The 13,156-nt window shown below is 41.0% G+C and carries 15 protein-coding genes and 1 riboswitch; of the genes, 7 read left to right on the forward strand and 8 right to left on the reverse strand.

Going from position 1 to position 13,156, the window contains the following annotated elements:
- Window positions 1-161 precede the first annotated feature (161 nt).
- From CKJ95_RS16945 to CKJ95_RS16970, 6 genes are all read right to left on the reverse strand, one after another.
- A complete protein-coding gene (locus CKJ95_RS16945; protein WP_099354638.1) occupies window positions 162-545 on the reverse strand; it encodes a VOC family protein in 384 nt (127 codons plus the stop codon).
- Window positions 535-1,557 (reverse strand): ABC transporter permease, encoded by a 1,023-nt coding sequence (locus tag CKJ95_RS16950; RefSeq protein ID WP_180271557.1) that lies wholly within the window; start codon window positions 1,555-1,557, stop codon window positions 535-537. Before CKJ95_RS16950 ends, CKJ95_RS16945 begins: the two co-directional genes overlap by 11 nt.
- Window positions 1,538-3,058 (reverse strand): sugar ABC transporter ATP-binding protein, encoded by a 1,521-nt coding sequence (locus CKJ95_RS16955; RefSeq protein ID WP_099354640.1) that lies wholly within the window; start codon window positions 3,056-3,058, stop codon window positions 1,538-1,540. The genes CKJ95_RS16950 and CKJ95_RS16955 overlap by 20 nt, the downstream gene beginning before the upstream one ends.
- A 43-nt stretch (window positions 3,059-3,101) precedes the next feature.
- Window positions 3,102-4,178: a sugar ABC transporter substrate-binding protein gene (locus CKJ95_RS16960; RefSeq protein WP_099354641.1), complete on the reverse strand. Its 1,077-nt coding sequence runs from the start codon at window positions 4,176-4,178 to the stop codon at window positions 3,102-3,104.
- Between the two features lie 157 nt (window positions 4,179-4,335).
- Window positions 4,336-4,492: riboswitch (SAM riboswitch) on the reverse strand.
- Between the two features lie 198 nt (window positions 4,493-4,690).
- A complete protein-coding gene (locus CKJ95_RS16965; protein WP_099354642.1) occupies window positions 4,691-5,518 on the reverse strand; it encodes a lipoate--protein ligase family protein in 828 nt (275 codons plus the stop codon).
- A 104-nt stretch (window positions 5,519-5,622) separates the two neighbouring features.
- Window positions 5,623-6,162 carry a CarD family transcriptional regulator gene (locus tag CKJ95_RS16970; RefSeq protein ID WP_099354643.1) on the reverse strand — a complete coding sequence of 180 codons (540 nt, stop codon included), beginning with the start codon at window positions 6,160-6,162 and terminating at the stop codon, window positions 5,623-5,625.
- A 181-nt stretch (window positions 6,163-6,343) separates the two neighbouring features.
- Between CKJ95_RS16970 and CKJ95_RS16975 the strand changes: the two genes are divergently transcribed.
- Window positions 6,344-6,790: a MarR family winged helix-turn-helix transcriptional regulator gene (locus CKJ95_RS16975; RefSeq protein WP_099354644.1), complete on the forward strand. Its 447-nt coding sequence runs from the start codon at window positions 6,344-6,346 to the stop codon at window positions 6,788-6,790.
- 157 nt (window positions 6,791-6,947) lie between these two features.
- Here CKJ95_RS16975 and pta read toward each other — a convergent pair whose 3' ends face one another.
- Window positions 6,948-7,919: a phosphate acetyltransferase gene (gene pta, locus CKJ95_RS16980; protein WP_099354645.1), complete on the reverse strand. Its 972-nt coding sequence runs from the start codon at window positions 7,917-7,919 to the stop codon at window positions 6,948-6,950.
- A 295-nt stretch (window positions 7,920-8,214) separates the two neighbouring features.
- Between pta and hemQ the strand changes: the two genes are divergently transcribed.
- The 3 genes from hemQ to gerQ all read left to right on the forward strand — a co-directional run bounded on the left by hemQ (window position 8,215) and on the right by gerQ (window position 10,154).
- Complete coding sequence (hemQ, locus tag CKJ95_RS16985) at window positions 8,215-8,967, forward strand: hydrogen peroxide-dependent heme synthase (protein WP_099354646.1); 753 nt, start codon at window positions 8,215-8,217, stop codon at window positions 8,965-8,967.
- Between the two features lie 221 nt (window positions 8,968-9,188).
- Window positions 9,189-9,611, forward strand: a complete 423-nt coding sequence (locus CKJ95_RS16990; protein ID WP_099354647.1) for a cell wall hydrolase — start codon at window positions 9,189-9,191, stop codon at window positions 9,609-9,611.
- 75 nt (window positions 9,612-9,686) lie between these two features.
- The gene (gene gerQ / locus CKJ95_RS16995) at window positions 9,687-10,154 is read left to right on the forward strand and encodes a spore coat protein GerQ (RefSeq protein WP_180271561.1); all 468 of its coding nucleotides are present in this window, start codon (window positions 9,687-9,689) and stop codon (window positions 10,152-10,154) included.
- 60 nt (window positions 10,155-10,214) lie between these two features.
- On the opposite strand, the gene CKJ95_RS17000 is transcribed toward gerQ, so the two are convergent.
- On the reverse strand, window positions 10,215-10,586 hold the full coding sequence (locus CKJ95_RS17000) for a DUF423 domain-containing protein (protein WP_099354649.1): 372 nt from the start codon (window positions 10,584-10,586) through the stop codon (window positions 10,215-10,217).
- Window positions 10,587-10,682: 96 nt separating this feature from the next.
- On the opposite strand from CKJ95_RS17000, the gene pxpB reads away from it, so the two are divergent.
- From pxpB to CKJ95_RS17015, 3 genes are read left to right on the forward strand one after another with little or no spacing between them, the layout of a single operon-like run.
- The gene (pxpB, locus tag CKJ95_RS17005) at window positions 10,683-11,405 is read left to right on the forward strand and encodes a 5-oxoprolinase subunit PxpB (protein ID WP_099354650.1); all 723 of its coding nucleotides are present in this window, start codon (window positions 10,683-10,685) and stop codon (window positions 11,403-11,405) included.
- Window positions 11,392-12,150 (forward strand): LamB/YcsF family protein, encoded by a 759-nt coding sequence (locus CKJ95_RS17010; RefSeq protein WP_099354651.1) that lies wholly within the window; start codon window positions 11,392-11,394, stop codon window positions 12,148-12,150. Before pxpB ends, CKJ95_RS17010 begins: the two co-directional genes overlap by 14 nt.
- A gap of 4 nt (window positions 12,151-12,154) precedes the next feature.
- Window positions 12,155-13,081 (forward strand): 5-oxoprolinase subunit C family protein, encoded by a 927-nt coding sequence (locus CKJ95_RS17015; protein WP_099354652.1) that lies wholly within the window; start codon window positions 12,155-12,157, stop codon window positions 13,079-13,081.
- Window positions 13,082-13,156: the final 75 nt, after the last annotated feature.

A 13,156-nucleotide genomic window follows, 5' to 3' on the forward strand; every position in this document is an offset into this window, starting at 1 on the left:
CCCTTACCGATAATTGTAAAAAATAGGAACTACCACAAAATCATACCATATATGTAATTTTCAGAAAACACCCACATTTTTTGACGTATAAAGACATAAAAAGGTTGCACAAAAAAATAAAAAAACCAGAGGAATATCCTCTGGTCGCAAATTACTCTCTATTATTTTTGAAACAATTCAATCCATTCCCCGTCAGGGCCGGTGAAGAAAACGTATTTAGCCCCGCTTGGAAGCGTCGTAATGTTTTCATCAATAAACGTAACACCGTGCGCTTTGACTCTCGCAATTTCTTCTTCAATATTCTCAACGGTAAATGCGATGTGGTGAACCTTTCCTTCTGTTGGAAGGTTTGGATTATAACCAGAGATTAGCTCAATAACCGTTTCGTCTGAATCACTAAAGCCAAGGAATGCTAGCTTCAAGTTTGGGTCAATATGGTCCTGTTTTTCTAGCAACTTCAACCCTAACACTCCTGTATAAAACTCAATGGTTGTGTCTAAATCCTTTACTTGAATTCCAACATGTTCTAATTTTTTAAGCGGCATGTTTTTGCTCTCTCCTTTTTCGAATGACTTTTGGTCGGTATTTTACGCCGATGTAGGTAACAGCAAGTGCCAAGACCAGCACTCCGCCTTTTACAATTTCAAATGCATAGTATGGTAGATTTAGCATGGTTAGTCCATTTAAAAGAACTCCAATAAGTGCTGCTCCAAAAAAGGTTCCAAGTGCATTGGGTTTTCCAGCACCAAGCACTGAAAACCCAACAAACACCGCTGCAACAGATTCCATTAACAACGAAGCGCCTGCATCAATTTGTCCCGAACCGACACGTGCTGTAAACAAAATTCCCGCCATTGATGCAAACACACCAGAAACGGTATAAGCAATCAACTTCACCTTGTTTGTGTTGATACCTGACAATCTTGCAGCCTCTGCATTTCCACCTGTCATATATAAGATTCGGCCCCACCGCGTATGGTTAAGAATCACATACGCAAGAAGCACGAAAACGAGCATAATCCAGACCGGAACCGGTAATCCAAGCATCTTCCCTTGCCCAATCCATAAAAATGCTTGGCTGAACTCACCAGGGGCAGTCCCGCCACTAGTCAATGGCATTTGGTTGTAGATGGAATACCCTTCCGTATAGGTCCTGTGCAGGCCAGATACGATATACATCATTCCGAGTGTCGCGAGTAGATCCGGTATCCCTATTTTTACAATTAAAAACGTGTTTACAAGTCCAACCGCAACCCCAATTAGTAGCGGTAAAAGCAGTACCACCCAAAGCGGTAACTCATACCAAACCATCAAGGACGCCGTAATTACGACCGACAATGACATCGTTGATCCTACTGATAAGTCAAATCCGTCAACAACAAGTGTAAACGTTACCCCTAATGCAAGAAGTGTTACAATTGAGATGGATCGTAAGATATCTGATAGATTTCCATATGAAAAAAATGCACTGTTCACAGTACTAAAATAGATTAAGATAAAGCCCATTAATAAAATGGCCCCGTATTTAAACAGGAAGCTAATGATATTTCCTTTCATGTACGTCATCCTTTCCACCACTAGCATACAAAAGGATTTGATCCTGTGTTGCCTCTTCTCCTGAAAGTTCCTTTACGATTTCTCCGTCATACATGACAAGAATCCGGTCTGAAATTCTTATAATCTCATCCATTTCAGAAGAAAAATAAAGAATCCCTTTCCCTTCATCGGCGAGGGAATAAATAAGCTTGAAAATATCCTGCTTCGCACCGACATCAACCCCTTTTGTCGGCTCATCAAACAAATAGAGGCCTGCATTCCGAGAAACCCATTTTCCTATCGCAACCTTTTGTTGGTTTCCTCCACTTAAATGCTCAGCTAGGGTTTCAGTATCGTTTGTTTTAATTCCAAGCAATTCGATGATGGAGCTTGCATAGCTTTTTTCAGCCTTCCGATTCATAACCAAAAACGGTGAGAATTTTTTCAAATTGGCAAAGGATAGATTCGTAGATATGGATTCATGAATAAACAATCCTTCCTTACGGCGCTCCTCTGAAATAAGCGCAAAACCCGCCTCAATTGCTTGTTGTGAATGGGTAAAATGATGAGATTTCCCCTTCACGATCACATCACCCTGTTCGTATGGACGAAGGCCAAACAATGTTTTCGCAAGCTCTGTTTTTCCGGCGCCAACTAACCCAACAACGCCAACGATTTCCCCTTCAGAAACCGTAAACGAAACATCGGTTAGCTTTTCTCCATCATCAAGCCCGTTTACCTCTAATAGAAGATCTCCCTTCACGGCTTTTCGTTTCGAAGATTGTTCTGTAAAGGTACTTCCCAGCATCGTTTCAACAACCGTTTTTGGAGTCACCTCTTTTGTTGAAAAAGTGGTAATCGTCCTGCCATCACGCATAATCGTTAACCTCTCGCAGATTTCAAACACCTCTGGTAATCGGTGCGAGATAAAAACGCAACCGACTCCTTTTTCCTTCAGTGTTTCTACAATATCAAAAAGGTACTTTGTTTCCTCAATCGATAATGGTGCTGTTGGTTCGTCAAAAATGATAACCTTCGCTTCATGTGCGAGGGCTCTTGCAATCAACACCAACTGCTTTTCAGCAAGCGATAACTCTAATGCCTGTTTTGTCATGGGTATATCCGTGACATTCAAGAGCTTTAGAATCGAGGCTGCTTGTTCACGAAGCTTTCTTTTATTGATGAACAAGCTTTTTTCAGTTGAAAAGGTATCGAGTAAAATATTTTCAGCAACCGTTAGCTGAGGTACAATCGCCGTGTCGACCTCTTGATAGACAATGTGAATGCCTGATGCTTTTGCATCCTTCGGAGAACGAATCTCAATTGTTTTGTCTTCAAGGGTAATCACCCCTGTATCTAGCTCATACGCTCCTGATAGAATTTTCATCAGCGTGCTTTTTCCAGCGCCATTTGCCCCTAGCAACGCGTGAACCTCGCCCCTTTGTAACTCAAAAGAAGCATTCTCAAGTGCAATCACATTACCAAAACTTTTTGTAATTTCCTTCATTTCGAGTAAAGGCATCTACATATCCTCCTTTACAGAGGACCTCCGGAGGCCCTCTTTTTTACTCTCCAGCTTCAAGCTTTTTCAACTCATCTGTGTAACCTTGTTCGCTTTTTCCCCAACCTTCAATATATTGGTCAAGCTCTGCAGTTGTAATTTTTTCTTCAGGAAGAGCATCCTTTGTTACGAAAACTGGCTCTAGTTTTACTCGTTCTGGTGTTTCATCACCATTTAGTTTTTGGTAGGCAAAACGAACTTGAATACGTCCGATATCTTTTGGATCAACCGCTGCAGATGCAACCCATGGGCTGTTTTCTGCCTGAATCATTTGTAAATCTTCATCACTCATGTCAATTCCATACACTTTAATATCTGTACGGCCTGCTTGTTCAATTGCACGAACAGCACCTTTTGCAAATTCATCCCACGCTGCCCACACTGCTGTAATTTGGCCTTCTTCAGGATATTGCTTTAATAGAGCTTCCATCTGTGCTTGTGTATCAAGTGCAGTGTTAGCAGTTGCTGCACCAAATGTTGCGATTTCCTTTATACCAGTATTGTTATCAAGAAACTCTTGATAGGCGATTTGGCGTCTTTCCATTGGAGCAAAGCCCGCCACCCAAATTTTTACGATATTTGCTTCACCGCCAGCATCTTCCGCTAATTTCTCTAGTGTCATTTGTGCCATTTGCTGGTCGCCTTGTTCAAGTACTGTAACTCCATCCACTTCTACTTCCGCATCAAACACTACAACTGGAATCCCTTTTTCAACTGCTTTTTGTATAGAGCTTTGTAGGGCTTCCTTTGTTCCATGGTCCACTAAAATCGCATCAAAGCCTTGATTTACCGCTGCATCAACGTTTGACGCCATTTTTGCTAGGTCTCCCTCAGATGTAAAAACAGTTGTTTCACCCGCGAATTTTTTCACTTGCTCTTCAACGCCTTCAATATATTGAGCTGAGAAAGTCCCTAAGTTTTGTTGCATAATTAAGGCAATTTTTTTGTTTGCTAATGGATGGTCAGAATTTTTTACTTCTGTGCTATCTGTTTTCGTTGTTTCCTCTGCTACTTTTGGCTGACAACCAACCAATACTGCAATAATTAGTAACGCTGTGAATAATAATTTTTTTAATTTCATTGTTTATCTCCCCTTTTTTTGTATGTAATTCTATTTTTTAAATCTCTTTTACCGTTTAAAAGCCATCACTCTCCTGTTTTTATGAGGCTTTTTTAAACAAAAATAAAAGCCTCTTTCTCATCAGAAAGAGGCTTGAAGCATACAAAAGTCTTCGCACCTCTTATCTACCAGAAAGAAAAATCCTTCTGTTGGAATTAGCACCGTGCCTTACGGGTTATACCCGGCGATAAAAAACTCGCCCCATCTCACAATGGTATTACGGTCGGTTGCTGGGCGTCATAGGGCCAAATCCCTCCGCCTACTCTTGATAAGAGAAAATACAGCAATAATATTCGATTAACTTACTTGACGAGAATCATATCACGCCCAAAAACAAAATTCAATATTTTTATTATAAAAAATATTTTAATAGTGAAAATATTTCTTGGCGAAAAAATTACGGTAAAACGCAATTGAACGCGCACAACCTTACTTTTCGACAAAAAAGGACCAGGAGAACCGTCCCCCTGGTCCTATAATGCTTTTTCATTTCGATCAAGCACACGCACATAATTTTGCTCAAATAACGGCATTTCTTCCCCCGTTAGTTGCGAAGCGAAAATGTGCTCACTTTCTTTTTTTAGTGTTTGAAGCAGCAACAGCATGACAGTTTGGACAGTAAGGTTTGGGTCAACTAATTCCGCCAAAGAAGCCATTGTTTCTGGCTTTACATCTGGGTAAACAAATTTTGACTCCGCACCTTGCAGGCCAATATCATAAAATCGACGAATGATGTCTGCCCGTTCTGATCCACTTCCAGTCACACCAAGATAAATTTGTACTGCTACTCCATTACGTAAGCGGCGCTGAGAAATCCCCGCAAATTTTTTCCCATCTATACTTAAATCATAGCTTCCAGGGCAATATGATCCAACAATTTCTCGTGCAACGATATCGACTTCATAGCCCTCAAACATTTTTCGAATGAGTTCAAGCATTGTATCATAGCCGCGGTTGATATCAATCCCTTTTTCAGTCTCAGGAAAAATGAGTGAAATGTTCAACACTCCCTCATCCAATACCACTGCTAATCCACCTGAATTCCTGACAATCGCGCGGTAGCCCAATGATTCAAGGAACTTAACCCCTTCATCCAAAAAAGGCAATTTAGTATCCTGTATACCAAGAACGATGGTTTGATGATGAACCCAAGTCCGTGCTGTAGCTGGTGATTCCCCTTTACCCACAAACGCACAAAGAGTGTCATCTATCGCAAACGATTGTAGTGCATCAAATTGATAGCCTAGACTAGATTGATCAATAATCCGCCAACTTGGCTGATATAAAAGACTTTCGGTCATATGGCATACTCCTAAAAAATACTAGATTAAAAATGAGGTCGATTAAAGAAATAAACCCCAAAAAACCAGGCTATGCCTGGTTCCTATACCGTCCTATTTTACCCTTAATTTACGTATTTAGCTACCTCATGTCGTGAGGATTTGTTCATTTTAAAGGCAATCATTTGATTGATTTTTTTGGCTACGGCCTCAACTGTTGTATCTAACGTAATGGCGAATTCTTTAAATAATATTTTTTGAATATAAAGAAGGAGTCGGCGGTCATGTTCCGACAATTTTTTATCGTTCATTTCGAGTTCATGCTTTTTACATAGCAATGTATTAAGTACTCTTGAAATTTCTTGTCTGTCTCCAGACGAAGCGATCCCAGAATAAGCTTTTTGACGTTCCGAACTATTATCAATCCACTGAATTCCTGGTAGCTTAAAGGATTCTAAGAGTTCCTCTGATTCACTTTTTTCAATGATTCCTTGCATTAAAATCCGGTCATTATCCACTGGGTTTTGGATTATCAACGAGTTATCTTCAATTGGGTGCATTATATAATAAGTCCGAGTCATACCACCATATGTTTTTTCACATATATCATCTATTTGGCAAATACCCACGTTCGAATAAATCACTAGATCACCTATGTTAAACATGTACCATGCTCCTATCCAATGGATTGTCAACTTAGTTGACTTTATTTAATCATACACCATAATCCAAAAAATATCAACTTGGTTGACAAAATAAACCCTCAGTCTAATTTCGTCAACTTAGTTGACAGTACCTATTAATTTTTGTATAGTAATGGCGATTATAAAATCGGGAGTGGAATTTATGGACCCTGTACTTCAACATTTAGATTTAATCGACCTCTTAAGTGAGAGACATGGTCAACTTCGAGGGATTGCAGAAAAATTATGGAACGAGACTAGCGACATCGCGATTTCAAATTCAGAATGGTATATCATGTCACGTATCTATAAAAGACAAACAACGATTGCGAATGTTTCTAAAAATGTCGATATAACGAGGCAAGCTACTCATAAATTTATTAAAAACTTAAAGGCAAAAGGGCTCGTCAACGTAATGGATGACGAAAACAATAAAAAGGAAAAACGAATCGAATTAACACCCCTTGGCGAAGAATCCTATGAGAAAAATGAGGAGCTAAAAGCAACGATTGAAAAGCAAATCATAGAAAAAATTGGGGACGAACAAGTAGAGCTACTAAAAAGAGTGCTAAAAATGGATTGGGAAATGAACATTAGGGTGCGTGCCTGACGATTTACTGCCACTGTTTCAAAAATACTGCACTTATTCTTAATTTACTGCCACTATTTTGAAATTACTGCCACTAATCGTAATTTACTGCCACTAGCAAAAAGACACCCACCCATAAAAAAATGGCCATGTCCTAAAGACATGGCCATTCTCATTCTTACAATGCTTGAGCTGCTGTGATTAAAGCAAGTTTATAAACATCCTCTGAGTTACATCCGCGTGAAAGGTCGTTTACTGGCTGATTTAAGCCTTGTAAAATTGGACCAACCGCTTCAAAGTTTCCAAGACGCTGTGCAATTTTATATCCGATATTACCCGCTTCAAGGCTTGGGAACACAAATACATTTGCGTCACCCTTGATTATGGAATCTGGAGCTTTTTTCTTTGCAACAGATGGAACGAATGCCGCATCAAATTGGAATTCTCCGTCCAATACTAGGGCAGGATTCATTTCCTTCGCAATTTTGACAGCTTCTACTACCTTTTCTGTTTCAGGTGATTTTGCAGAACCTTTTGTTGAGAAACTTAACATTGCTACTCTTGGTTCAATATCAAACATATCAGCTGTATTGGCACTCTCAATTGCAATCTCCGCTAAATCCTGGCTATCTGGTGCAATATTAATCGCACAATCGGCGAAAACATACTTCTCATCGTCTCGAACCATGATAAACACACCAGAAGTCTTTTTCACACCTTGCTTGGTTTTAATGATTTGAAGGGCAGGGCGAACAGTGTCTGCAGTCGAATGTGCAGCACCACTTACAAGCCCATGTGCTTTACCAGTATACACGAGCATAGTTCCGAAGTAGTTTTCATCCTTAAGGATCTTACGTGCGTCCTCCTCAGTTGCTTTGCCCTTACGTCGTTCAACAAATGAAGCCACAAGCTGATCGAACTCTGGGTATGAATCAGCATCATAGATTTCCACTCCCTCAAGGGAAACACCAAGTTCCTTCGCTTTGCTTTCAACCGCTGCTTTTTCACCAACTACGATCGGTACAAGCACCTTTTCACTTGCCAAACGGCTTACTGCTGTTAAAATACGCTCATCTAATCCTTCTGGAAAAACAATCTTCATGTCCTTCCCAGATACCTTTTGTTGTAATTGAGTAAATAAATCGCTCACTCTTATTCCTCCTAGCACGTTATTAATGCGTTTTATGTAAGACGGGCTCGTCGGTCGCCCTGAAAAACTGCCAACCACTAGAATACGGCTTTTTTCACAAATTGAAAACCAAAAAGCCTTAAAAATCATGTGACAGTATTATGTCACTATCTTCAATTTTCCCAACAACCTGACAAATTACTCACTCTCACTTTTGTTCACAAAATCTCCTAAGGTTTAATCACTTTGCTATAGGGAAAACTGTGATATAGTAGTGTTGAATACATAACCATGTGAAAAATAAGGAGTGATTGTAATGGCTGAAGCAGCACAAACGCTTGATGGCTGGTATTGCCTTCATGATTTTCGTTCAATCGACTGGACGTCTTGGAAAACCCTTTCTAGTGACGAGCGACAAGCAGCAATTCATGAATTTCTTGGTTTAGTAGAAAAGTGGAATAAAACTCAAGCAGAGAACCAAGGAAGCCATGCATTATATACAATTGTTGGCCAAAAAGCTGATTTCATGATGATGATTCTTCGCCCAACAATGGAAGAATTAAATGAAATCGAAAATGAATTCAATAAAACAAAGCTTGCTGAATACACAATTCCTACATATTCTTATGTTTCTGTTGTTGAATTAAGTAACTATGTAGCAGGCGAAAGCAATGAGGATCCATATGAAAATCCTTATGTGCGCGGACGTTTATACCCAACCTTACCGAAGAACAAATATGTTTGCTTCTATCCAATGGATAAGCGCCGTGATGGCAATGACAACTGGTACATGCTATCAATGGAAGAACGCAAAGAGCTTATGCGCAGCCACGGTATGATTGGCCGTCAATATGCAGGAATCGTAAAACAAATCATCACAGGCTCTGTTGGCTTTGATGATTACGAATGGGGCGTAACCCTATTCTCAGACGATGTGCTTCAATTCAAGAAGCTTGTCTATGAAATGCGCTTTGACGAAGTAAGTGCTCGATACGGCGAATTCGGAGCATTCTTCGTTGGAAACATTTTAACTGAAGAAAAAGTACCACAATTCCTACACATTAACTAAAAAAAGAGAGGGGCTTCCTCTCTTTTTTTTATCCATATTCATAATCCTTTTTCCTCGCTCATACAATGCAATGATGAATCCACTAAACATACCCACCAAAAAGTTCTAGTCAACATCCCAAAAAATAATCAAAAAGTAGGAACCCATCTTTCACCGAGACAATAAGTTAGTAAAGAGGTTTTTTCATTATCCTTGTCTTCTTTTGTTAGTGAGGTGAAAAGATGGCAGTAGTTGCGCACACGGAGGCAGATGTAAAGCTGTTAGCAAGGCTGTTACGCGCTGAGGCTGAAGGCGAAGGCAAACAAGGCATGCTATTAGTAGGTAATGTTGGGGTAAATCGCGCAAGATCACGTTGTCTGGATTTTAAAGATATTAACACCATTCGAAAAATGGTCTTTCAAAGTCCTGGTGGCTTTGAAGCAACCCAAAAGGGCTATTTCTACCAGGCAGCTCGACCGTCTGAAATTACACTTGCACGAAGGGTATTAAAGGGGGAAAGATTTCACCCTGCCAGGTTTTCTTTGTGGTTTTTTGAACCATCAGGAAACTGTCCGGCACAATGGTTTAACCAGTGGAACGTAGGAAGGTTTAAAGCACACTGCTTCTACCAACCAACACAGGAGGATTGTCCAGACGTTTTCTAAGGCATTTGCCTTTATTAAAAAGAGAAAAACATAACAATCTGAGGAGGGCTAACATTGAGTAAAGATAATCAATCAATGCAAAATCCGTATGCTGCTTACGGGTATAACCCACAAAGCATGGGCCAGTATGGAGGCTACATGGATCCAAACCAATTCGCATATGGCGGATATCCATACCAACAGCAACAACAAGGAGGCTTTCAAGCACCACAGACGCCAACTTTCGCTCCAACGGGTGGGGTTGCGCAAAATGTACCGGGTATGCTTCCGCTTGAAGAATCTTATATTGAAAACATTCTTCGCTTGAACAAAGGAAAGCTTGCGACAGTCTACATGGGCTTTGATAACACCAACCAACAAAAGGTTTTCAAAGGTGTTATTGAAGCAGCAGGCCGTGATCACATCATTTTAAGTGACCCACAAACAGGCATGCGCTACTTACTATTGATGGTCTACTTACAATACATTACTTTCGACGAAGAAATTGAGTACGAATATCCATTCGGAGCTAATGCTGGCCTAGTCAATTATCCACCACGCTAAAAATGCAAGGAGTGTCCACGGACACTCCTTTTACATTTGTGGCTCATTAAGCTCATCTTTTTACATATGTTTTACAGCAGCCACCATCAATAATACCCAGCCTAGTAAAAAGGCAACGCCACCAAGCGGAGTGATGGCACCAAGGATTTTAATTCCAGTCACACTTAAAACGTACAAGCTTCCAGAAAATAAAATGATCCCCACAAGCAAGCTCCAACCGGCCGTTGTAATTAAACTAACTTGTGAAAACTTGTCCGCTAGAAATGCAACAATAAACAATCCGATCGCGTGAAACATCTGATATTGAACGGCTGTATTCCATGTTTTTAAGTATTTTTCGGTGATTTTTCCTTCTAAACCATGGGCACCAAATGCACCAAGCGCAACTGCTAAAAATGCATTAATCGCTCCCAATATTAAGAACAATTTCATTTTCGTTCTCCATCCTTTTTTTGAAATTCGTATTTTTATTCTATCATATTCATTATAAGATAGGAGTAGGACTCAAGACCACAAAGGAGTTTTAACATGAACTACGAGATTATTCCTGTTGGAGACATGGCATTAAAGATTCTATACAAGAAGCCGGCTTCAGACAGTTTGCAGCGTCAAATCCAGCAAACTACGAAACAAATTGAAAAAATGAATATATCAGGGGTTGTTGAACTCGTTCCAGCCTTTCAATCGATTACAGTTTACTATAATCCGATTCTCACTACCTATAAAAGTCTTTTTGCGCAAGTTTCTAAGATTAGCGAAGCGCACTCGACAGAACAAAGCACCTCTTTAAAAGAGATTATTGTGATTCCAACCTGTTACGATGGCGAGGACATCGAGATTGTTGCTCGCAGGCACGGGCTCTCAACCAAGGATGTGACTTCCATCCATAGCAGCGTCGATTATCTTGTCTATATGATTGGCTTTCTACCGGGCTTCCCGTATTTAAAAGGGCTTCCTGCTACACTTAGCACACCACGCCTTGCAAACCCCCGGTTAAAGGTTCCAAAAGGGGCAGTCGGCATTGGCGGTGACCAAACAGGGGTGTATCCACTCGAGTCACCGGGAGGGTGGAATCTCATCGGACGAACACCGGTACCTTTATTTGACCCGGAAAGGCAGAATCCGTTTTTACTAAAAGCAGGGGACTATCTCCGCTTCACTCCGATCTCAGCCGAGGAATTTAGGGAAATTGAAAATCTAGTAAAAGAAAACCAATACAAGGTAGAGGTGAAAAAAATTGAAAATAATTGATCTAAATTGTGACTTAGGCGAGAGCTTTGGTGCCTATAAAATCGGGAAAGACGAGGAGGTCCTTTCCTTTATTTCCAGCGCAAACGTCGCTTGTGGGTTTCACGCAGGCGACCCACATGTAATCAACCAAACTGTACTACTTGCGAAGAAATATGGCGTGGCAATCGGTGCCCATCCAGGCTTTCAGGACCTTGTAGGATTCGGCAGGAGAACCATGGCCGTTTCACCAAAAGACGTCTATGATCTCGTGCTCTATCAAATCGGTGCTCTCGCTGCATTTTGTAAGGCTCATGAAGTGAAACTCTCTCACGTAAAACCACATGGTGCTCTTTATAATATGGCAGCAGTCGACGCTAACCTTGCCGAGGCAATTGCTAAAGCTGTCCGCATATTTGATCCGACTCTTTCACTCTATGGACTTGCAGGTAGTAAGTTAATTGAAGCTGGGGAAAAATACGGCTTACATACGGTTTCTGAAGTGTTCGCTGACCGAACCTATCAACCTAACGGAACCTTAACACCAAGGACGCAAGAGGGCGCAGTCATTCATGATAGCAACATTGCAATCAAACAAGTCCTGCAAATGGTGAAAGAACAAACCGTTCAGACGACAACTGGCGAAATCATCCCAATTAAAGCCGACTCCATCTGCGTTCATGGCGACAATGACCACGCCCTTCAATTTGTAAAAGAATTACGACAGGCACTAACCAACGAAAGCATTACAATTAAGGCAATTAGGTGATCATATGGGACAACCACTATTAACCGTCCTTAAAAAAGGACTCTTAACCACATTTCAGGACCAAGGCCGCTATGGCTACCAACAATTTGGAGTCGTCACAAGTGGAGCTATGGATACTTATTCAAGCCAGCTTGCCAATATTCTTGTCGGTAATTCTAGAGGAGAGGCCGTACTTGAAATCACCATGCTTGGCCCGACATTACGGGTAGAAGCAGATTCAATTACACTTGCTGTTTGCGGGGCCGACTTAAGCATGACCGTAAACGGAAACAATGCCTCATTGTGGAGGTCTTTTGTCGTGACAAAAGGGGATATTATTAAGTTTGGCAAACCCGTATCGGGAACTCGCGCATACGTAGCAGTGGCGGGCGGATTCGAAGCTCAAGAAGTCCTCGGAAGTAAATCCTATTACGCAAAGGCAAAGCTTGGAACAGAGATCAATGATGGCGATATTATATACGGTTCTGTTCGTACCCTTCGAAAAAATACAGGGCTCTCGCACCACCTTATACCAACGTTTGATAAAGAGGTAACCGTTCGCGCAATTCTAGGGCCACATCAGGATTATTTTACAGAGAGTGCCATCGAACAATTTTTTAGCGACACTTTTCAGGCGCTTCAAGGGGACCGGATGGGGGTTAGATTAAAGGGAACAAAACCTTTGCAGCACAAAGATAGAGCCGAAATTGCATCTGACGCGATCCCGCTGGGTGGTATTCAAGTTCCAAGTAGCGGTGAGCCAATCATCCTTTTAGCAGATAGGCAAACGACAGGTGGCTATCCTCGAATCGCAACAATTATAGCCGTCGATATTTATAAAATCGCCCAGCTACCGCTTGGTGGAACAATCCGATTTGAGCGCTGCAGCATTGAAACTGCCCATAAACACTATAAAAAAAGAGAGAACTTTCTCAAGAACCTCCAAAGGTGACGCACCTTTGGGGGTTTTTTTGGCTCGTTAGTTAGATATCGGACACAATTGTACCTCTGTCAAGAAAACGGACAA

This window comes from Fredinandcohnia onubensis (assembly GCF_002734285.1).
Taxonomy (GTDB): Bacteria; Bacillota; Bacilli; order Bacillales; family Bacillaceae_L; genus Ferdinandcohnia; species Ferdinandcohnia onubensis_A.